The organism is Streptomyces sp. NPDC054813 (assembly GCF_053611365.1).
In genome coordinates, this window is sequence record NZ_JBSHAF010000010.1 from 95,492 (window position 1) to 115,371 (window position 19,880).

A 19,880-nucleotide genomic window follows, 5' to 3' on the forward strand; every position below is an offset into this window, starting at 1 on the left:
AGCGCATCCGAGCTACTCACAGCAGGTCAACAGCCTCTGACAGCAATGGAGTTGACCGAGCTGTTCAATTGTCTTTGGGTCAAAGTTAAGTCGTAAGGGTGGTCTTGACCATTGGCTGACTGTCAGACTCCGCTTCGCCTTTCAGAGACAGGGAGTCGACATGCCCAACCTGCAGTCCCCCACCCGCAGACGGCCGCTGCGCAAGGCTCTGGCCGCCGCCCTCGGCGCCCTCGCGCTGGTCGTCGCCGTGCCCGCCACCGCGCACGCCGACGTCCTGACCCTGCTGCCGCAGAACGCCGACGGACTGGAACAGACCTTCTCCCCGGCCTACGACTACGACGGCGACGGCTGCTACACCACCGCCGCGATCGGCGCCGACGGCACCATCAACCCCGGCCTGGCGCTCGGCGGTGACGTCAACGGCCACTGCCACGACTACGCGCAGCTCGCCAACGCCAACACCTACTCCCGCGAGAAGTGCAACAACGGCTGGTGCGCGGTGATGTACGCCAGCTACTTCGAGAAGGACCAGGCGACGCTCGGGCCGCTGGCCATCGGGCACCGGCACGACTGGGAACACGTCATCGTGTGGATCCAGAACAACCAGGTGCAGTACGTCTCGGTGTCGCAGCACAGCAGCTACCAGGTGGCGGCCGCCTCGGCGATCCGGTTCGACGGCACCCACCCGAAGATCGTCTACCACAAGGACGGCGTGTCCACCCACGACTTCCGCTTCGCCAACTCCAACGACGACCCGCCGGAGAACGTGACCGGCGGCTGGTTCTACCCGCGTCTGGTGGGCTGGGACGGCTACCCGGCGGGCTACCGCGACAAGCTGATGAACGCGGACTTCGGCGACGCCACCATCAAGATCAAGGACGGCTCGTTCAACTCCAACCTGTCGTACTCCATGCCGTCCGGGATCTCGTTCGACCCGAACGCCTGAGTCAGGTGGGGCCCTCGACGAGCCGGGCCAGGTTGTCGAGGGCCATCCGGGTGCCCAGTTCGTTGTCCTCGGGGCGGACGCCTTCGGGGACGCCCTCGTGCAGCACCTCGATGTCCGTGCCGCCGTCGGCCGCGGTGAGGGCCGTCGTCATCGTCATGGTGCCGCGCACGGCGTCGTCGGCGGTCTCGAAGTCGATGACCTCGACGACGAGGCGGTCCGGGACCAGCCGGGCGAAGTGCCCCCGGTAGGTGTCGGTGTGCCCGCCGGACTTGCCGGCGCGCCCGGGGTCGTCGTAGTCGAGGGACACCCGGAACTCGCCGCCCTCCCGGGCGTCGAAGGCGTGCACCCGGGCGGTCATGCCGTCGGGCGTCCGCCAGGCGGCGACCGCCTCCGGGTCGAGCAGCGCCCGGTAGACGGCGGCCGGGGGCGCCTGTACCCGCCGGGTGACGCGCGTGCTGGTCATGCCCTCACGGTACCCGTGAGACGAGCGGGGGGCGGGGCGGCCGGGGGGGGGGGCGCCCCGCGGGGGGCGGGGGGGGGCGGGGGGGGGGGGGCGGGGCGCGGCTAGGAGCGGGGGGGGGGGGGGGGGGGTGGCCCGCGGGGGGGGGCCGGGTGTTCGGCACCGGCCCCCCCGGCCCCCCCCACCCGCGCGGCCGGGCCCGGTTCTCGTCCGCGGCCCCCCCCCCCGGAGCTCTGGGTCACGGCTTGCGGGCGACCGCTCCGTACATCGCGATGTCCTCGTCGCGGATGCCTTCCTCGCCATGGCCGTCCGGGAGCCACTTGTGCACCTGGACGATGCCCGGCTCGACCAGTTCCAGGCCCTCGAAGAACTTGTGGGCCTCGTCGATGGTGCGCAGCCGCATCGGCATGTTGCGGGCCGCGTACTCGCGGGCGACCCGGCCCACCTCCTCGGGCGCGAACTCGGCGGTGCCGATGGACATCGCCAGGTAGCTGCCGGAGGGCAGCGGTTCCAGCAGCCGTCGTACGACACCGACCGCGTCGTCCGCGTCCAGCATGAAGTGCACGATGGCGATCACCGTGAGCGCCACCGGCTCGTCGAGGTCGAGGGTGTCGCGCAGCTCGGGGGCGTCCAGGATGGCCGCCGGGTCGCGGAAGTCGGCCTCGATGTAAGCCGTCCTGCCCTCGGGCGCGCTGGAGAGCAGGCCCTGGGACAGGGTGAGGACGATGGGGTCGTTGTCCACGTAGACGACCCGGGAGTCGGGGGAGACCGCCTGGGCTATCTCGTGGAGGTTCGGGGAGGTGGGTATGCCGGTGCCCACGTCCAGGAACTGGCGCACCCCCGCCTCCTCGGCGAGCCAGCGCACGGCACGGTTCATCCAGTCGCGGTTGGCACGCATGTGGACCGGGAGCGCGGGCCACTCCCGGGACATGGCGTCGCCCGCCTCCTGATCGGCGGGGTAGTAGTCCTTGCCGCCCAGGATGTAGTCGTAGATCCGGGCGGAGTGCGCGTTCTCGGTGTCGATGCGGTCGGCCGGCCATCCGTTGTCGGGCAACGCCGTGTCTCCCATTCGGGTGAGGGGGTGCGGGGGGTGGAGAGGCGGTACCGAGGGGGTACCGATGCGAGGTGGTGCCGGTGGGGGGTGAGAGGTGTGGGGGTGTGAGGTGTGGGGGGGGTTGGTCAACGATCAGCTATAGCAAGGAAGTTCCGGGAACAGGGCTCACATCAGGAAGTCGGCGTCACCCGCCTTCACACCGGACAGGAAACTGGTCATCTCGCGGGGCGTGAAGACCAGCGCCGGGCCGTCCGGGTCGGTCGACTGGCGTACCGCTATCCGCCCGTCGGCGAGCTTCTTCACTTCCACGCAGGCGCCGCCGGCGTCGTCGCTCCACGGCTTGGACCAGCCGCGCGCGCCGAGTTGCCGGGACGGAATGCCGTTGTGTACGGGGTGGTGCACGTCAGAGCTCCTCGCGAATCGCACCGAGGATGACCTCGGTCTTCCTGGCGGGCGCCGCCTGGGCGCCCAACCGGTCCAGGGCCTCGCGGTAGACCACGACATCCTCGCTCTTGTCCAGGTAGACGGCGCCCACCAGGCCGTTGAGATAGACGATGTCGGGCAGTTCGGGGGCCCGGAACCGGAAGAGGTGGTACGCACCGGCGCGCATCGCCGGGTGCGGGCCGTTGGCGAACGGCATGATCTGCAAAGTGACGTTGGGCAGCCGGTTGATCTCGATGAGATGGTCGATCTGGGCGCGCATCACCCCGGCGCCGCCGACCGGCCAGCGCAGCACCGTCTCGTCCATCACGACCCACAGCCTGGGCGGCGCCTCGCGGGTGAGCAGTTCCTGGCGGCGCATGCGCAGCGCCACCCGGCGCTCGGTGGCCTCGGTCGGCGCGTGCGGGTTGCCGGCGCCGAGCAGAGCGGCGGCGTACTCCCGGGTCTGCAACAGGCCGTGCACGAACTCGTTCTCGTAGGCGCGGATCTGCAACGCGGCCTGTTCCAGGCTCAGATACGCGGCGAACCAGTCCGGCATCACGTCGCGGTAGGTGTGCCACCAGCCGCGCTTGTTGGCCTCGCGCACCGACTGCAGGAAGGTGTCGACCTCCTGGCGGTCCGTCACGCCGTAGATCTGCAGCAGCTTCTCGGCGTCGGCCAGCCGGAGCCGGGCCACCTTGGCGGCCTCCATCCGGCGGATCGTGGAGTGGCTGACGCCGATCGCGGTGCCGGCCTGCTCGTAGGTCAGCCCCGCCCGGGTCCGCATCTCCTCCAGCTGCCGGCCGAGGATCATGCGCAGGACGGAAGGGGCACCGCCCCAGTCGGTCTCCGAGGTCACGCCCTACCCCCTCGCACCAGGTTTCAGGGTCACCGTCTCACGCGTTCGTGATCGGCTCGCGGACTCATTCGATCACTTCCTGTCGGGAGCAGCATGCACTTCACTTCTTGCAATTTTCAACTTGCTGGTTGCGAGGCGATGTTGGCAGATGCCAGAGTGGACCTACTGCTCCGACCGACCAAGGAGCAGGCGAAGCAGTCCAGTTGGGGGAGACTGAGCTGCGATCCGGTGTCGCCCAGGCACGGGTCGTCGTCTGCCCGCGTGCGGCAGGGGCGGATGCGACCGCTCAGCCCCCCACGCTGCGAAGCCGGACGAAAGGCGCACGGCGATGGCCCCGCCCTCTCTCCCCCAGCCGCTCGACCGACTGCCCGACGACCGGATACCCGGCCTGCCCCGACCGGCCCTCGCGGCCGCCGCCGAGGGCCCGCACCGCCCGTCGGACGCGACGGGCATCCCCCGACCACCCGGAGGCGAACGCCTCGGTCGACTCCCTGGGCCGCAAGGCCTCGACCGGTTCGCCTCCGGGGACCGGCCCGTCCCGCACAGCCTGGCGTTCGACCTGGCGCCGACGCCCCGGGCGGTGGGCAACGCCCGCCGCAGCGTGGGCGAGCTGCTGGCCTCGTGGGGCGTGTGCGAGGAGGCCTGCGACAACGCGGTCCTGGTGACCTCCGAACTGGTCACCAACTCGATCGTCCACTCGGCCGGCCGGCGGATCATCTGCCGGGTGCACGCCGTCCCCGACCGGATCCGTATCGAGGTCGAGGACCAGAGCGGGAGCTTCACGCTCCCGGCGCCCCGGCAGGCCAGACCCGACGAGCAGAACGGGCGCGGACTGTTCCTGGTCGACGCGCTCAGCCTCGACTGGGGCGTCACGGTCGCGCCGGAGGGATCCTCCGCACGCGTCGTCTGGGCCGAGCTGTCGACGGCACCGGACTGACCTCCCCGCTTTCTCCCCCACATCTCAGGAAGCACGTCGTCCCATGAACCATCCCCCCGCACCCGATCCCGACCTCGCTGCCGACCCGTCCTGGACCCGCACCCGTCCGAAGCCCGGCCCCGAACAACCCCACACCACCCCGGCGGGCTGACCCCGCTCCCCGTCACGCCCCGCGGCCCGGGCCTCCTGCGAGGCCCGGGCCGTCGTGTGTGCAGGGCGGGCGCCGGCACGGGATGCGGCCGTCGGGGTCGCGCCGCATCATCGAGGGAAGGGGCCCGCGGCGGAAGGCGGCACCTCGATGAAACCGACGGTCGACGAGGCCATCGCCCGCGTGGCCGGGGCCGCCGAGTGGATCCTCGTGGACACGGTGCCGTTGGACTTCGTCTGCCATCGCCCCCAGGGCATGGACCGGGCCGACGGCAGCTTCTTCGTGAGCAGCTCGGAGATCCTGCGGCCGGCCGGGGCCACCGCGGGACCGGAGGGGACGTCGTACACCCCGGGCACGGGCCGTGGGCACCTCTTCGAGATGAGCCGGCGGGGGCGGCTGCTGCGGCACTGGGAGATCGGCGAGGACACCGTCTACCACGCCGGCGGTCTCACCCACGACGGACAGTTCGTGTGGGTCGCGGTGGCCGAGGACCGGCCCGACTCGCGGTCCATCGTGTACCGCCTGGACCCGGCGGCCGGCGAGGTGGAGGAGATGTTCCGGTACCCGGACCACCTCCGGGACATCGCCCGTGACCCCGAGACCGGTCTGCTGCACGCGGCGACCTGGGGCGGCCGGCGGGTCCTGGTGCTGTCCACGGACGGCGAACCCGTCGACGGGGCGCCCGTGCCGAGCCGTCACGTCGGTGTCCAGGACTGCGCGGCGGTCACCGCCCGCTCCCCCGCCGGGCGCGCGGTCACCGTCAGGGCCGTGGACTTCGAGATCGCCGGCACCGACCGGCTCCGGCTGTACGCGCTGCCCGACGACTCCTCGGCACCGGGTGAGACGTGCCTGCTGGTCCTGGAAGCGGCACTGCGCCGCTGACGCAGGGCGCACCGCGATACGCCCGGCCGGCCGCCGGTCAGTTCGTCGCGTGGGACAGCAACGCCGTCGCCGCGGAGCGCAGTTGGGCCGCCGCGGCCGCGCAGGCCGTCGCCTGCCGCTCCAGGGTGGTCCCGCTCCACTCCGGTGCCTCGGCACAGCCGGCCAGGGTGACGGCGGCACCGCGCAGCCGTCGCGCGTAGCCGTCCATCCGGTCCGCGTCGACTCTCAGGTCGTCGACGTACGCGAGGAGTTCGGGGGCGGCGGTGGCGGGACGGGGTTCGGTCACCATGAGGGCTCACCTGTTCTCGGCTCAGCGCGGCAGCGGCGCGCCGGCGCTTCTGTGGGCGATGAACCGTGGGCTGGTCAGGACGAACCCGGGCCGGACCGTGTCGAGTTCGAGGATCTGGAGCTGGCGGGCCAGCGGCCCGTGCCCGCCGTCGAGCCGCAGCCGTACCCGGGGGCGGGTGTGGACGCGCGGTCGGCCGTCGGCGCGCACCAGGGTGCGTACGGTGTTGTCGCCCCGGCGGCCGTAGAGCACCCACTCCGCCTCCGGACAGCGCACACCGGGGCCGGGGCTGCCCTCGACGCTCAGGCCCAGCTCCGGTGCCTCGACCCGGAGTTCACGTCCCTGCAGGGCGACCTCGGCGGGTCCGTGCACGGCCGGCTGGGCCCAGAGCTCCTCGGCCACCGCCCGCGCCTCCCGGGTGCCGACGGCGAGCGCGACGACGTACCGTCCGGTGCGGCGCAGGTCGACGCGGCGCAGCAGGTCCCTGGCGAGGTCGTAGGCGTGCGGCCGCCACAGGTCGTCGACCAGGACGGACAGGCCGAGTTCGGTGTAGGGGCCGATGGTGGTGCAGCGGTGCTCGTACAGGGACAGCACGGCCAGGGCGCGGCGGCCGAAGCGGGTGGGGACCATCCAGGTGACGTCCGGCAGCAGGCTGCGGGCGACGTCCGCGTCGACCGGGTAGCAGAGGTGGGCGGCGGAGGAGTCGTAGTAGCGGACCGGCACGTCGACCGGGCCCGCCGAGGTGGGGACGCTGGTGGTGGGGACGGTCAGCAGGGGGTAGCCCTGGGGAGGGTGGGAGCGGTCCCTGAGCCGGTAGACGCGGGTGCGTTCCACGGGGCCCCGGTAGGGGGTGAGGGCCTGGTCGACGTCCTGGGTGACCTGCGGGATCACCGTCTCCAGGTGGTCGATGTAGACGCGGAGCAGGTGGCAGCGCGGGAACTCGTGGTCGGGGCCCGAGTAGTCGGCCCGGTACCGGTTGGGGCGCGGGCCGAAGGCGGCGCCCGTGCCGCGGCCGTCCAGGGCCGGGACGATGTCGTGCCGGTTGGTGATGCCCGCGACCCAGGTGCGCGGGTCGGCGGGCTCCCGGCGGTCGATCGGCGCGCCGACGGCGACCACGTGGGTGACCCGGTAGGCGCGGCAGAACTCCTCGTCCTGGGCGAGGTTCAGCAGGGCGATCGCGCCCTCGCCGTGTCCGACGAGCGCGAGGTCGGCGCCGCGCGGGACGCCGTGGTCCCGGATCGCCAGCAGGATCGAGCGGGTGTAGGGCGAGTCGGTCATGAACAGGTTGCGCCAGGCGTCGGCGAAGTCCTGCGGGGAGTCGTCGCGGGGGCGGCCGGGGGCGGTGCCGGGTGCCTGGACGACGTACCGGAGCACGCCGTCGGGGCCGCGCACCTCCTGGACCAGGACGCGGCCCTCGGCGTCGAGGACGTCCAGGTTGCGCAGGAAGGCGAGCAGGGAGCCCTCGGTGGCGAGGCCCTGGGCCTCCCGGGCGGACGGTTCGACGGCCTGGACGGCGCCCTCGCCCCGGTCCGGGGCCGAGGAGTGGGCGGCGCTGATGCCGCGCGCCGGGTCGGCGGTCAGCTCACGGCCGGCGGCGAGCGCCCAGGCGGTCTCGTCGTTGACCGGGTCCTCGCCCAACAGGCCGCGGATGGCGAGGAGTTCAGCCAGGATCGGGGCCAGTGCGGACAGCGCCCGCCGGGCGTCCTGGTCCTTGAAGAGGGCCCGCAGCGCGCGGACGGCCTCGAAGTCCCGGTCGGCGGTGACCGCGGCCGTCAGCCGGCGCATGCCCGGGTCGTGCCGGAACTCGGGGTGGTCGAGCAGGACGGCGGCGATCCTGAGCCGCAGCGAGGTGACCGCCACCAGCGCGGCCAGGGACTCCCGGCCCAGCGCCTCCCCCGCCGCGCCGAGGAGACGGCCCACGCCGTCCGGTGCCACGATCGCCGCGCCGCCGAGCCCCTGCCTGTTGGTCAGCGCCCGCAGCAGCGCCCAGCGGGCTGCGTAGCCGGTGCGGGGGCGGCGGCGCGCGGAACCCGTCAGCGCCGGGGCGAACAGGACGGAGCTGGTCCGTGCGCACACCTCGCGGATGCCCTCGGCGACGTCCACGACGTCACGGGCGCACTCCCGCAGCAGTTCCTCCGTGGGCGGCCCGGAGGCATGCCGGTGCGCTGCCATCCGGCGCTCCCTCGGATCGACGACATGGCCTGGTCCCATCGTGTGCCCTGGACCCGGTGCGCGCACCTTCGTCCATGCGGGTGACGGTGAGCGCCGTGCGGAGCCCGTCAGGCGTCGTCGGCGAGGCCGGCGGCGACGGTCGCGCCGAGTTCCCAGCACGCCTCGAGGTCGGCCTTGCCGGGCTCGCCGGTCACCGTGACCGGCGGGGCCGCCCGGCGCCAGCCGAGGCCGGTGGTGATGGAGTCGAGGGCGCGCAGGGCGCCGGTGACGTCGTTGCCGCCGTGCACATAGGCGCCGAAGGGACGGCCCTGTGTCTCGTCCAGGCACGGGTAGTAGATCTGGTCGAAGAAGTGTTTGAGGGCGCCGGAGACATAACCGAGGTTGGCCGGGGTGCCGAGGAGGTAGCCGTCGGCTGCCAGCACGTCGGAGGCCGTGGCGGACAGGGCCGCCCGCCGCACGACCCGCACCCCCTCGATCTCCGGGGTCGTCGCCCCGGAGACCACGGCCTCGAACATGGCCTGGCAGTGCGGCGATGGGGTGTGATGGACGATCAGCAAGGTGGGCACACCGGCACCCTGCCGTGCGCGGCCCGCCGACGGCAACCGGCGGGGCCGCCGGTCAGGGCTGTGCGGGCACCGTCCAGCAGTTGGAGACGGCCGGCAGGCCGGACAGCCGGGCCGTGAGCCAGGCGACGGCGTCGCCCTGGTCGGTCAGCAGCGGCCCGAAGTGGTTCAGCAGGGCGCGGCCCGCGTCCGGCAGCACGACCGGCACATAGGTGACGTCCGCGCCTTCGGCGCACCAGTCGACGGCGAGCCGGCGGGCCTGGGCGTGCGGGACGAGGTCGTCGCTGACGCCGGTCGCCAGCCGGACCGGGCTCGCCGGTGCCGTCCTGCCGATGCGCTGGTCGTCCAGGAAGGCCTGGAGTGCGGGCTCCTCGCCGATGATGTCGGAGACGGAACTGCCGTCGGTGGTCCAGGCGGTGCTGCGCTGGGAGCCGTAGGCGAGGATCGCGTCACCGACGCACATGGTCGACAGGTCGGTGAGGGCGGCCCGGCCCGCGGCGCCGAGGTGGGCGTCGACGATCGGCTTCAGCGCCGGGTCGGACTGGACGAAGCCGTTCACCGCCCAGCCGAGGGCGCCGGCCAGGTCCGTGCCGTCGATGGCCGCGGTGACGGCGGTGAGGTCGGCGGGCGGCGCCCCGGCGTAGGTGCCGGAGAGGGTGACGTCCGGGGCGTAGTCGGGCTGGAGTTCGGCGGCCGCCGCGGTCGCGCCGCCGCCCTGGCTGTAGCCGAACAGGCCCACTCGCGAGGCGGCGGTGACCGTGGCGCCGGGGACGCTCCGGGCGGCGCGTACGGCGTCCAGGACCGCGTGGGCGCCGTCCAGCCGGTTGACGTAGGTGTGCAGCCGGTCGGTCGCGCCGAGCCCGACGTAGTCGGTGACGACGACCGCGACACCCTCGGCGAGCAGCCGGTAGATCGACAGGTCCTCGTAGCCGACGGACACCGTCCGGCCGTTGAGGAGCAGCGGGTGCTCCAGGCCCAGGGAGGCGGCGCACTGGTCGCCCTGGCCCATGGTGCCGGGCGCCAGGGCGACCAGCGGGCGGGCACCGGGGCCGAGCCAGGGCAGCGTCGGTTCGATGTAGGCGCCGGTGACCGCGACGGGGCCGCCCGCCGAGTCGGTGGACTTGTACATCAGGCGGGTCGCGCGGCCCGGCAGCGGACCGGGCAGGCTCGGCAGGCTCAGGGCCAGCGGGAGGGGTTCGGTGCGGATGAGGGTGCCGTCGGCGGTGGGGAGGCCGGCGGGCGGATCGTAGAAGGCGGGGATGGTGACGTCCCGGGAGACCTCCGCTCGGGAGGCCGTGGCCTGCACGGTCTGGACACAGAGGCAGGCGGCAGCGGCGACGGCGGTGGCCAGCAGGCGGCTGCGAACAGGCATGGGGTACCTCCTTGACGTGCGGGACGTGGGAGGTGGTGCGGGGAGCGAGGAGCGGCGTCCCCGGTGCGGCCCAGGGGACGGGTGCGGCTTCCTCGACGGTAGCGAGCAGAGTGTTACCGGCGGTAGCGGCCGTGAGGTTACGGTTCAGTAATATGACGGCCAGTCAACAAGTGTTCTCCGGACCGGCATCCGTCAAGCGCTCCCCGCCGAATATCCGTGCGGCCGGGCCGGAGCCCTCGATTACAGTGGCCCGCCGGGACGCCGAAGGGGAGGCAACGGGTGGGGACCCTGCGGAGAAGAGCCGTACCGCTCGCCCTGCTCGCGGGGCTGCTGACGGGGTGCGGGGTGTCGGCGCGCGCGACCGGCGTCACGGACTCGGGGCAGTCGTCCAGCGGGGCGGCCCAGAGCGGAGGCACGGTCGGCGCCGCCGGTTCGGCCTGTGCGCTGCCGGTCGCGTTCGACATCGCCCGCGGCTGGCGGGCGGAGGCCGTCGACGGCCTGGCCGCGGTCGCCTCGAACGGCACGGACGGCGACCTGGCTCAGAGCCTGCTGCGTCAGGGTCCGGTGACCCTGGCCTGCGAGATCGACGCCAAGCCCGCCGGGGCCGTCGGTTTCCTGCGGGTGTCGGCCGGAAAGCCGGGCAGCGGTGACGCCGGCGCGGTGCTGCGGGCCTTCGTGGCCGCCGAGGACGGCACCAGCAAGGCCGAGTACCGGACCTTCACGTCCGGCCGGCTCGCCGGGGTACGGGTCGACTACGTCTGCACGAGCAAGCTGCTGGACGAGACCAAGAGGGAGTCCGCGCTGGCCGTGGTCACGCCCCGCGGCCCCGTCGTACTGCACCTGGGCGGGCTCGACAGCGCGGAGCACGACGAGATGCTCCCCGCCTTCGAGCTCGCCCAGCGGACGCTGCGCTCCGCCTGACCCCGGGCACAGGGGTCAGGCGGAGCCGCGTCGGCTCCGTCAGGCCGAGGCCGGGCGGAGTCGCGTCGGACGCGTCAGGACGACCTCCACCGGGTGCGCCACAGCAGCACGAACCCGGCGGCCAGCAGCACTCCACCGAAGACGGCCGGCCACAGGTGGGCGCCGGTCTCGGCGAGATCACCCTGGACGGCCTGCGGCTCGGTCTGGGGCGCGGTGGACGGGTTCTCCTGGCCCGCCGGAGCGGCGCCGGCCGAGCTCGCCGTGCCGGTCGGGGCCGGGGTCTCGGGCCGCTCGGTCGGCTTGCTGATGACACCGCCTCCGGTGCCCGACGACTTCTTGGGCGAAGCGCTCGTGTAGACGTGCGGCAGACCGGTGTTGCCGGAGCCGGTCTTCGTGGCGGACGGCTCGGCCGCGGGCTCTGAGGGCTGGGCGCTCTCGGTCTCGGCCGGCGGGTCGGCCGGGGAAGCCGTGTCGCTCGGCTCCGTGACCGGGCTCGCCGACTCCGACGGCGGGTTCTCCGGGCTCGCCGACTCCGACGGGCCGGGGTCGGCGCTCTGCGACGGGTCGGGCTCGGCGCTCTGCGACGGCGGCTGCTCGTCGGCCCCGGCCCCGCAGGTGCGGCCGGAGTTGATGCAGCCGACCATCTTCCGCATCAGGCTCTCGTCGAAGACGTTGATGAAGTCGCCGTGGTCTGTCACCGGCTTGTGCAGCTGCTCGGGGAACGAGTCCACCGCGAACAGCGGGACCGTACGGCCGCCGTCCTGGAGGCTCGGTGCGTCGACGTCGTAGACGATGCGCTGCACCAGCTGCGGAATCGCCTGGAACCCGGCCGGGCAGCTGCCGTCGGCCGCGGCGAACGCCACATGGGTGCGATGGTTGGCGCTGTCGATGTTCCGGCCGTCCCAGCAGCTCTGGAACCTGAACGTGCGCACGACGTCACTGCCCGAGGGGCAGAGCGGGTACTTGTCCTTGAGCTGCCGGTCCTCGAAACCGGTGCAGCTCCAGGAGGCGTTGGCGTTGGCCGGGCCGTTGACGAAGGCCTTGGCGTCGCCGGTGATGATGCGCAGCAGCCGGGGCATCTCGGTGACCTTGGAGGTCGGGTTGCCCTCGAAGGTGAGCGTGACCTCCTTCGCCGTCACGATCTGTCCGGCGTTGCCCTCGGTGCCGCCGCCCGGCTTGTCGGCGTCCCGCTCCTGCTTGCCGTTCTGCAGCCGCAGCACGGGCCAGTAGTACGTGGACTTGTCGCCCTGGTCCGCACAGCTCGTGTCGGCGTTCGCGAGGTCGTCGTCGCTGGCGAAGGCGTTGTTGGACTGGTTGCCGATGTAGTCGTGGAAGTGGTGGGCGCCGTTGGAGACACCGGGCGCCACGATCACGTTGTCCGAGTTGAACAGCCCGTTCGCGTTGACGCCGCAGCTGGACGCGAAGGTGCCGGTGGAGCCGCCGGGCTGCTCGGCCGGGGTCGTGACATTGGGCTGGACGGTGGTGATGTCGGCGTAGTCGGCGGCGACGGGGCCGTTGCCGCCCTGACCGCCGATGCCGGCGCCGGCACTCGCACTGGCGCTCTGGCTCGGTGTGGCGCCGTCCTGCGGCGACGCCGACTGCCCGCCGCCCTGGTCCGAGGAGCGCAGGGTGCAGGCGGCGAGGTCGTCGAGGCCCTGCGGGCGGTCGCCCTCGCGGTCGATGGCGTCGGCGATCCGCTGGAGGGACTCGGACCGCTTCTCCTTCAGCGGATCCAGGATCGTCTGGTCGGCGAGGCCCGGGTTCTGCTGGATCGCCGCGGCCGACTCCTTGAGCTGCTGGTAGGCGGCCACGATCTGCTGGTCCAGCTGCGCGAGTTCACCGTCGACGTCTTCCCGGGCCGCGTCGGGCACGTCCGTCAGCCGGCTGCCGATGTCGGGGCAGTAGACGGTGGGCGCGGACAACACCTGAGCGGTGGCGGTCTGCCCGGACTGCTGGTCCGATTCGGTGGCCGAGGCGTAGACGTTCACCGCGACCAGTGTTCCGCCGCCGAGCATCAGGGCGACCGCTGCGAAGGTCGCGCGTTGTGCGCCGGTCGGGCGTCTGCGCCTGTTGGGTCTCAAGGTCGTTCCCCTGCATGTCGTGGTCGGCCGGGCATGGAATTCCCCCGCCCTATACGCGGCGCGGCACCTCCGTGTTCAACGACCCCACGAATTCACGGTGACCTCACAGGAAGCAGTCCCCCGGGCCGCCGCCGGCACCGCTCCGACGGGCGTACGGCGGTGATCGCCACGCGGGCGAAATGCCGTCCCGCGACGGCCGGTTCTCGAACGCTACGACGAACATCACAATTACGTATCGGACATTACGCACTTCAACCTTCACACGAGTGACACAAGTTGGCTAAGTTGACGGGCAAGCCGCTCGGCTCCCCCCGGCGAATCCCGTCGGGCCGCGCGGCCTCCGCCGAATCCGGTGCCCAACGGGGCGATCCGGAGCCGGGGACCCATCCGAACCACTGGGGTGAATCGGCCAACTGCCCTTAGGGGCAAGGGCCGTAGGGCATGCCTTCCGGATCGACCCGCCCGAACCCGACAGCTAACTCGGTAGGCGGAGCACGGAAGGAGCACGACCCCCATGGCGCCCGAGAGCCGTGACGAGGTTCGACAGCGGATCGACAGCCTCTACGACCAGGCCGAGAACGCCACCGGGAACTACAACGCCACACGTGCGATGAACGGGGGCTCGCGGTCCCGCGGTGTCCCGCTGTTCAAGCGGCCCCGGCGCGACGACCCGGGCCTCGACAACATCGCCAAGGAGTGGTTCGACAGCGCACGCTCGCGGCTGGGACCGAGTGTCCCGGCGGCGCTCCCCTCCGACCGGCAGCCCGACCGCCCCGGCCCGCGACGGCCCGTCAGCGCGATGGCAGCCGACCTGCTCGGCCAGTTGGAGGGCTCCGGCCCGTCCCGGCCGGAGCTGACCGCGGGGCCGTCCGCGAACAGCGACATCGAGGTCGTCCGCGAACTGACGGAGCGCCCGAAGCTGGAACTGACGGCCGGGTCCCCCGCGGCACTGCCCCCGGGACCGTCGAGCGCGGCCAAGGCGCTGCCCGCCGCCGCGCCGCGGCGGGCCACACCGGGCACGGCCAAGACCAAGAGCCAGCTGAAGATCGCCAAGGCGCGCGAGGTGCTGTCGCAGCGCACTGGACAGCGTGCGATCGCGGCGCTCGAACCGGCCGCGCCCGCCCCGGCTCCGCAGGCGGCTCCTCCCGCCCAGACCCCTTGGCCCACGCCCGAGGCCCAGGTCCCGGCGCAGCAGTGGCCGGCCCCCGCCGGTATGCCCGGCCAGTACGGCGACACCGGCTCCTTCCGGACCGACGCCCTGACCGGCACCGGCGCCTTCCCGGCGGTGACCGTGACGGAGACGGGTGCCATCCCGGTGGTGCCCGCGACGGACACCGGCTCCTTCCGGGTCATGACCCCGGGCGCCGCCCAGCCCATGTCCCCGGCGGACACGGGCGGCTTCCGCGTCATGTCTCCGGGCGCCACGGGCGGCTTCCCGGCCGTGCCCCCCATGGACGCGGGTGCGATGCCCGCCGCGGGCCCGGGCGACACCGGTTCCTTCCGGGTCATGACGCCGGGCGCGACGGGCACGTTCCCGATGCCGGCCGACACGGGCGCGTTCCCGACCGCCGCCCCCACGAACACGGCCGCGTTCCCCACCGCCGCCCCCGCCATGCCGGCCGCGCCGGTCCCGGGCACGATGGCCACCGGTTCCTTCCCGGGCATGGCGCCGGACGCGACCGCCGCCTACCTCGGCGCGCCCCCGGCCGCCGCGGAGACCGCCTATCCCACCGCCCCGTACGCCATGCCGACTGCCGCCATGCCGACCGCCGCCATGCCGTCGGCCGACTACGGCATCGGCGCCTTCCCTGCGGCGCCCGCCGCGGACATGGGCGGCTACGCCGCCGATATGCAGCCCACGGCCGCCGCCTACGCCACCGCACCGGCCACGACCGCGCTCGATGGGCCGATGCCCACGGCGGTGATACCGACGGCGGTGACGGACCCGCCGTGGGCGATGATGGCCTCCCCCGCCGTACTGACCGTGCCGCCCATGGCGACGGCCACCGCCGCCCCGGCGGCCCCGGCCCCGCTCCCCACCGCGCTTGTCCCCACCGCCCCCGTCCCGACGGCGCCCCCGGTGGTCACCGCCCCCGTCCCGACCGCACCCCCCGTGGTCACCGCCCCGCTGCCCACCGCGCCCGTCCCGAGCGCGCCCCCGGCCGTCTACCCCGCCGCGGCCGTCACCGACACCGGCTCCTTCCTCGTACCCGGTGCCGCGGCCGAGCCCGGCAAGGCCATGAAGGCGCTGGCGTTCGCCCGGGCACAGATCGGGCGGCCGTGTGTCTGGGGCGCGACCGGGCCGGAGTCGTACGACTGCTCCAGCCTCACCCAGGCCGCCTGGCGGGCCGCCGGAGTGTCGCTGCCGCGCAGCGCGCCGGACCAGACCTTCGCCGGCACCCCGCTGACGCTGGCCGACATCGAGCCCGGTGACCTGGTCTTCTTCTTCGACAACGACAGCCACGTCGGGGTCTACGCGGGCAACGGCATGATGATCCACGCGCCGAGCCCGGGGGCGTCCATCCGCGAGGAGTCGATCTACACCGCCGGGGAGTCGGCGATCCACCGGGTGGTCCGCCCGGCCTGAACCCCGGAGGTCGGGTTCTTCGGGGTCAGACCCTCCGCCGCCGCGTGCGCCAGCTCTCGTGGTGGTCCAGGAGGGTCTCCTCGACGGGCCGGTAGGTGAGGCCCAGTTCCTTGACGCCCCGGCTGTTGTCGACACGGAAGCGGATCCCGAGGTGCTTGCGTATGTAGTCCTGGGTGAGGCCGAAGGAGGGGCCGAGGATCCGTACCGGCCAGTGCGGGAGCGCGGTGCGCGGCAGACGCGGATCCCATGGACGGCGGGTGCGGATGATCCGGGACATCTCGTGGAAGGACGTCATCGTCTCGTTGGCCACGATGTAACGGCCGCCTGCCGCCGGGTTCTCCGCCGCCGCGATGTGCGCGTCGGCCACGTCGCGGACGTCCGCGGTGGTGAAGCTGAAGTCCGGGGCGCCGTAGCAGAAGTAGCCCTTGAACAGCTCGTCCAGCAGGAACAGGCTGCCGGACTCGGAGGCGGGCGTGAGCGAAGGGCCCAGTATCAGGCCGGGGTTGACGGAGACCATGCGCCAGCGGTCCTGGGCGGCCTCGGCGTCCCAGGCGGCACGCTCGGCGACCGTCTTGGCGTAGTGGTAGGGGTTGCCGGCCACCGTGCTGGTGGTGTTGAAGTACTTCTCCGTCAGGATCCCGCCGGCCATCTCGCGGACGTCGGAGTAGTCGCCGAAGATCGCGCCGACGGTGGAGGTGAAGACCAGGGTCGCCACGTCCGGGGCGCGCTCCACGCTCGCGAGCACGTTGCAGGTGCCGAGCAACGCCGGGTCCACCACGTCCCGGCGGCCGTCCCTGATCCGCTCCGGCATCAGGAACGGCGAGGCCACGTGGAAGACCGTCGTACAGCCGCGGAACGCCTCGTCGAATGAGCCGTCCTTGAGCAGGTCCGCCTCGAACAGGGTGAGCCGGCCGGGGAAGGCCTCCTGGAGCTCCCACAGGGGCCGGACCTTGGCCGCGTGGCAGGAGCTGCGGACGGTCGCGTGTACCCGGTAGCCCCGCTGCAGCAGCCTGCGCACCAGATGGCCGCCGACGAATCCGCTGCCGCCGGTGACCGCGACGGTCGTCTCCCCGCGTGCGTCCACGCTCTCACCCCTCGCCCTCCGGCCACCGCGCCTCGGTGCGCCGCACAGGACAGGTTGGTGGATGCCCGGGGTGGCCGCCAAGCACCGGGAGGGGAGCTGTACCGTCTCCTGGCCATAAGCGGGACCCGACAGAAGTCATAAGTTCGTCTTATGAGGTCATAGACCGGACCCGCGTACTAACTTAGGACTGCCTTAGCTTAGGCTTCCCGTTCGAGATCGATTGTCCTCACTCGAAGGGAACCTGATCATGCCGCGCCCCCTGCGGGTAGCCATCGTCGGAGCCGGCCCCGCCGGGATCTACGCCGCCGACGCCCTGCTCAAGTCCGAGGTGGCCGCCGAGCCCGGCGTGTCCATCGACCTCTTCGAGCGGATGCCCGCCCCGTTCGGCCTGATCCGTTACGGCGTCGCCCCCGATCACCCGCGCATCAAGGGCATCATCACGGCCCTGCACCAGGTGCTCGACAAGCCGCAGATCAGGCTCTTCGGCAATGTGGACTACCCGACCGACATCAGCCTCGACGACCTGCGCACCTTCTACGACGCGGTGATCTTCTCCACCGGCGCGACGGCCGACCGCGAGCTGCGCATACCCGGGATCGAGCTGGACGGCTCCTACGGCGCCGCCGACTTCGTCTCCTGGTACGACGGCCACCCGGACGTGCCGCGCACCTGGCCACTGCAGGCCGAGAAGGTCGCCGTCCTCGGTGTCGGCAACGTGGCCCTGGACGTGGCCCGCATCCTCGCCAAGACCGCCGACGAGCTGCTGCCGACCGAGATCCCGCCGAACGTCCACGACGGCCTGAAGGCCAACAAGGCGCTCGAGGTGCACGTCTTCGGCCGCCGTGGCCCGGCGCAGGCGAAGTTCTCCCCGATGGAGCTGCGGGAGCTGGACCACTCCCCCAACATCGAGGTCATCGTCGACCCCGAGGACATCGACTACGACGAGGGCTCGATCGAGACCCGGCGCGGCAACAAGCAGGCCGACATGGTCGCCAAGACCCTGGAGAACTGGGCGATCCGCGATGTCGGCGACCGCCCGCACAAGCTCTTCCTGCACTTCTTCGAGTCGCCGACCGAGATCCTCGGCGAGGACGGCAAGGTCACCGGCCTGCGCACCGAGCGCACCGCCCTGGACGGCACCGGCAACGTCAAGGGCACCGGGGAGTTCAAGGACTGGGAGCTCGGCGCGGTCTACCGCGCGGTCGGCTACCTCTCCGACAAGCTGCCCAAGCTGCCCTGGGACATCGACTCGGGCACCGTCCCGGACGAGGGCGGCCGGGTCATCGAGGAGAGCGGCAACCACCTCCGGTCGACGTACGTCACCGGCTGGATACGCCGCGGCCCGGTCGGTCTGATCGGCCACACCAAGGGCGACGCCAACGAGACGGTCTCCAACCTGCTGGACGACTACGCGAACGACCGGCTGCACACTCCCGAGGCGCCCGCGCCGGAGGCCGTGGACGCCTTCCTCGCCGAGCGGAACGTCCGCTTCACCACCTGGGAGGGCTGGTATCGGCTGGACGCCGCCGAGCGGGCGCTGGGCGAGCCGCAGGGCCGCGAGCGGGTGAAGCTCGTCGAGCGCGAGGACATGCTCCGGGAGAGCGGCGCGTGACACGACGCTGAACCGCTCGTAGGGCTCGAAGGGGGGCCGACGGATCGCCGTCGGCCCCCCTTACGTGTTCACCGTCGGCCGGGCGAACGGGGCCCGCCCCTGTGCGGATGGACGAGCAGACCCCGTTCGCCGCACCATTGTCCGGAATCCGCCTGGTCGGGGACACGGGTGAACCGCCGTCGCACGACGCACACGGTGCACACCCCGGGTGCGGGGCGCATTCCCCGTGCGCGGGCGGCCCCCGCCCTGTGGAACCCGCTGCCGAGCGGTGATACTGGAACGCACACCCCGCTTCCATCAGCAGATTGGCCCATGTCGAACTCCGCCACCGACCGTGCCGTCCTCCCGCCGACCGTCTGGGCCGCCCGCGGCCGCCACACGGGCCCGGACTCCGAGGAGGTGATCCGCCGGATCCTGCGCCGCCGCAAGGAGACCGGCGCCCTCGACGACTTCGCCGAACCCGCCGTGCCCGCCGTGCCCGGGGAATCCGGCCCGCGGGTCTTCGAGGCGCGCTGGCGCGTCGACGACGGCACGGTGACGGTGCGCGCCCGGCTGACCCTCGCAGCGCAGGCGGCCGGACGGGAGTGGCAGCTCGTCGCCGAGGCAGAGCGGCCCTGGGACGAGACCTGGCCCTCTCCGGCGACGGTGTTCTGGCCCGACGGCGACGAGGCCGGGGACGGCGGCGAGGCCGCCTGGGACTACCACCCGGCCGTCGCGGGCCTGCGGCTGCGCACGGTCAACCCGCTGCCCGCCGACGACAAGGACATGCGGCGGGTGCTGCGCGAGGCCGCGAAGGACGCCTGGTGCGTCAACCTCGTGGTGCACGAGGCGATGACACCCGACGCGCTCGGCCGGCAGCCGCTGGTCCGGCAGCTGCCGCCCGGCCTCGCCCACCGTGTCGTGGAGCACCGGGCCACGCCCCAGCAGTTCCGTGCCGTCAACTGGGCGGTGCGCGACCTCGGCGTCGAGGTGCCGCGCGGCGGTGCCGTCCTGCTGCCCCCGGACCCGGCACCGTCCGGCTACGACGCGCGGGAGTACGCGGTGCGCAGCGTCTTCCTGGACGGCTCGGAGTCCACCGAACTGATCGCCGTGCTGCGCCGGTTCGCCTCGCTGCCCAAGCCCGCGCCGCAGGGCGCCGAGGAGGCGCTGGCCGATCTGCGCGACAACTGGACCCTGATGACGCTGGAGGAGGAGCTCGCCCGCGAACGCGAGCGGGTCGCGCAGTATGCCGAGGCCCTGGAGGCCATGACCAGGTCCCGCGACCTGTACCGGGAGGCGGCCGAGCGGGCCGACGAGGCGCTCGCCGCCCTCCGCGACACTCCCACCCCCGCCGCGCCGGCCTCCCAACCCGGCTCCCCCTTCCAGCAGTTGACCCGGGTCTTCAAGGGCCTGCGGCCGCCGAAGGAGAATGCCGGGCCGACGGCCATGCCCGAGGACGAAACCGGGAAGACGGACCAGTGAGGAGCCCCGGGCCGGACCGGGGCAGGACGACGGGA

General features: G+C 72.9%; 16 protein-coding genes, 1 pseudogene and 1 riboswitch. Of the genes and pseudogenes, 7 read left to right on the forward strand and 10 right to left on the reverse strand.

Annotated features, from left to right (window positions below; genetic code table 11):
- Nucleotides 1-160: 160 nt before the first annotated feature.
- Nucleotides 161-946 carry an NPP1 family protein gene (locus ACWGJB_RS21545; protein WP_453381742.1) on the forward strand — a complete coding sequence of 262 codons (786 nt, stop codon included), beginning with the start codon at nucleotides 161-163 and terminating at the stop codon, nucleotides 944-946.
- A 1-nt stretch (nucleotide 947) separates the two neighbouring features.
- Here ACWGJB_RS21545 and ACWGJB_RS21550 read toward each other — a convergent pair whose 3' ends face one another.
- From ACWGJB_RS21550 to ACWGJB_RS21565, 4 genes are all read right to left on the reverse strand, one after another.
- Nucleotides 948-1,409 carry an SRPBCC domain-containing protein gene (locus ACWGJB_RS21550; protein ID WP_453381743.1) on the reverse strand — a complete coding sequence of 154 codons (462 nt, stop codon included), beginning with the start codon at nucleotides 1,407-1,409 and terminating at the stop codon, nucleotides 948-950.
- Between the two features lie 235 nt (nucleotides 1,410-1,644).
- The gene (locus tag ACWGJB_RS21555) at nucleotides 1,645-2,460 is read right to left on the reverse strand and encodes an SAM-dependent methyltransferase (RefSeq protein ID WP_453381744.1); all 816 of its coding nucleotides are present in this window, start codon (nucleotides 2,458-2,460) and stop codon (nucleotides 1,645-1,647) included.
- A gap of 165 nt (nucleotides 2,461-2,625) precedes the next feature.
- Complete coding sequence (locus ACWGJB_RS21560; RefSeq protein WP_453381745.1) at nucleotides 2,626-2,862, reverse strand: DUF397 domain-containing protein; 237 nt, start codon at nucleotides 2,860-2,862, stop codon at nucleotides 2,626-2,628.
- A 1-nt stretch (nucleotide 2,863) separates the two neighbouring features.
- Nucleotides 2,864-3,739, reverse strand: a complete 876-nt coding sequence (locus tag ACWGJB_RS21565; protein WP_453381746.1) for a helix-turn-helix domain-containing protein — start codon at nucleotides 3,737-3,739, stop codon at nucleotides 2,864-2,866.
- Between the two features lie 328 nt (nucleotides 3,740-4,067).
- Here ACWGJB_RS21565 and ACWGJB_RS21570 point away from each other — a divergent pair, with 328 nt between their 5' ends.
- The gene (locus tag ACWGJB_RS21570; protein ID WP_453381747.1) at nucleotides 4,068-4,676 is read left to right on the forward strand and encodes an ATP-binding protein; all 609 of its coding nucleotides are present in this window, start codon (nucleotides 4,068-4,070) and stop codon (nucleotides 4,674-4,676) included.
- A 298-nt stretch (nucleotides 4,677-4,974) separates the two neighbouring features.
- On the forward strand, nucleotides 4,975-5,706 hold the full coding sequence (locus tag ACWGJB_RS21575; protein WP_453381748.1) for a DUF6454 family protein: 732 nt from the start codon (nucleotides 4,975-4,977) through the stop codon (nucleotides 5,704-5,706).
- Nucleotides 5,707-5,743: 37 nt separating this feature from the next.
- On the opposite strand, the gene ACWGJB_RS21580 is transcribed toward ACWGJB_RS21575, so the two are convergent.
- The 4 genes from ACWGJB_RS21580 to ACWGJB_RS21595 form a co-directional block, all read right to left on the reverse strand.
- A complete protein-coding gene (locus ACWGJB_RS21580; protein ID WP_453381749.1) occupies nucleotides 5,744-5,995 on the reverse strand; it encodes a hypothetical protein in 252 nt (83 codons plus the stop codon).
- A gap of 21 nt (nucleotides 5,996-6,016) precedes the next feature.
- Entirely contained in the window at nucleotides 6,017-8,164 is a 2,148-nt protein-coding gene (locus ACWGJB_RS21585) for a hypothetical protein (RefSeq protein ID WP_453381750.1), read from the reverse strand.
- Between the two features lie 107 nt (nucleotides 8,165-8,271).
- Complete coding sequence (locus ACWGJB_RS21590; RefSeq protein WP_453381751.1) at nucleotides 8,272-8,730, reverse strand: flavodoxin family protein; 459 nt, start codon at nucleotides 8,728-8,730, stop codon at nucleotides 8,272-8,274.
- A gap of 52 nt (nucleotides 8,731-8,782) precedes the next feature.
- Nucleotides 8,783-10,099 carry a lipase family protein gene (locus ACWGJB_RS21595; protein WP_453381752.1) on the reverse strand — a complete coding sequence of 439 codons (1,317 nt, stop codon included), beginning with the start codon at nucleotides 10,097-10,099 and terminating at the stop codon, nucleotides 8,783-8,785.
- Nucleotides 10,100-10,378: 279 nt separating this feature from the next.
- On the opposite strand from ACWGJB_RS21595, the gene ACWGJB_RS21600 reads away from it, so the two are divergent.
- Nucleotides 10,379-11,020, forward strand: coding sequence for a lipoprotein (locus ACWGJB_RS21600; RefSeq protein ID WP_453381753.1), 642 nt, complete (start codon nucleotides 10,379-10,381; stop codon nucleotides 11,018-11,020).
- Between the two features lie 74 nt (nucleotides 11,021-11,094).
- On the opposite strand, the gene ACWGJB_RS21605 is transcribed toward ACWGJB_RS21600, so the two are convergent.
- The gene (locus ACWGJB_RS21605; RefSeq protein ID WP_453381953.1) at nucleotides 11,095-13,035 is read right to left on the reverse strand and encodes a DUF1996 domain-containing protein; all 1,941 of its coding nucleotides are present in this window, start codon (nucleotides 13,033-13,035) and stop codon (nucleotides 11,095-11,097) included.
- 397 nt (nucleotides 13,036-13,432) lie between these two features.
- Nucleotides 13,433-13,607, forward strand: a riboswitch (cyclic di-AMP (ydaO/yuaA leader).
- 1,727 nt (nucleotides 13,608-15,334) lie between these two features.
- Between ACWGJB_RS21605 and ACWGJB_RS21610 the strand changes: the two are divergent.
- Nucleotides 15,335-15,688 (forward strand): annotated as a pseudogene (locus ACWGJB_RS21610) (C40 family peptidase); the annotation flags it as partial.
- A gap of 25 nt (nucleotides 15,689-15,713) precedes the next feature.
- Here ACWGJB_RS21610 and ACWGJB_RS21615 read toward each other — a convergent pair.
- Entirely contained in the window at nucleotides 15,714-16,772 is a 1,059-nt protein-coding gene (locus ACWGJB_RS21615; RefSeq protein ID WP_453381754.1) for an NAD-dependent epimerase/dehydratase family protein, read from the reverse strand.
- Nucleotides 16,773-17,019: 247 nt separating this feature from the next.
- Between ACWGJB_RS21615 and ACWGJB_RS21620 the strand changes: the two genes are divergently transcribed.
- Nucleotides 17,020-18,384 (forward strand): FAD-dependent oxidoreductase, encoded by a 1,365-nt coding sequence (locus ACWGJB_RS21620; protein WP_453381755.1) that lies wholly within the window; start codon nucleotides 17,020-17,022, stop codon nucleotides 18,382-18,384.
- 312 nt (nucleotides 18,385-18,696) lie between these two features.
- The gene (locus tag ACWGJB_RS21625) at nucleotides 18,697-19,845 is read left to right on the forward strand and encodes a hypothetical protein (protein ID WP_453381756.1); all 1,149 of its coding nucleotides are present in this window, start codon (nucleotides 18,697-18,699) and stop codon (nucleotides 19,843-19,845) included.
- The last annotated feature ends 35 nt before the right edge of the window (nucleotides 19,846-19,880 follow it).

What these genes read in the sequence shown, in the direction of transcription:
- ACWGJB_RS21620 (WP_453381755.1), top strand. Translation starts at nt 17,020, where the DNA reads ATGCCGCGCCCCCTGCGGGTAGCCATCGTCGGAGCCGGCCCCGCCGGG.
- ACWGJB_RS21550 (WP_453381743.1), bottom strand. Translation starts at nt 1,409, where the DNA reads ATGACCAGCACGCGCGTCACCCGGCGGGTACAGGCGCCCCCGGCCGCC.
- ACWGJB_RS21625 (WP_453381756.1), top strand. Translation starts at nt 18,697, where the DNA reads ATGTCGAACTCCGCCACCGACCGTGCCGTCCTCCCGCCGACCGTCTGG.
- ACWGJB_RS21605 (WP_453381953.1), bottom strand. Translation starts at nt 13,035, where the DNA reads ATGCTCGGCGGCGGAACACTGGTCGCGGTGAACGTCTACGCCTCGGCC.
- ACWGJB_RS21570 (WP_453381747.1), top strand. Translation starts at nt 4,068, where the DNA reads ATGGCCCCGCCCTCTCTCCCCCAGCCGCTCGACCGACTGCCCGACGAC.
- ACWGJB_RS21585 (WP_453381750.1), bottom strand. Translation starts at nt 8,164, where the DNA reads ATGGCAGCGCACCGGCATGCCTCCGGGCCGCCCACGGAGGAACTGCTG.
- ACWGJB_RS21580 (WP_453381749.1), bottom strand. Translation starts at nt 5,995, where the DNA reads ATGGTGACCGAACCCCGTCCCGCCACCGCCGCCCCCGAACTCCTCGCG.
- ACWGJB_RS21575 (WP_453381748.1), top strand. Translation starts at nt 4,975, where the DNA reads ATGAAACCGACGGTCGACGAGGCCATCGCCCGCGTGGCCGGGGCCGCC.
- ACWGJB_RS21545 (WP_453381742.1), top strand. Translation starts at nt 161, where the DNA reads ATGCCCAACCTGCAGTCCCCCACCCGCAGACGGCCGCTGCGCAAGGCT.
- ACWGJB_RS21595 (WP_453381752.1), bottom strand. Translation starts at nt 10,099, where the DNA reads ATGCCTGTTCGCAGCCGCCTGCTGGCCACCGCCGTCGCCGCTGCCGCC.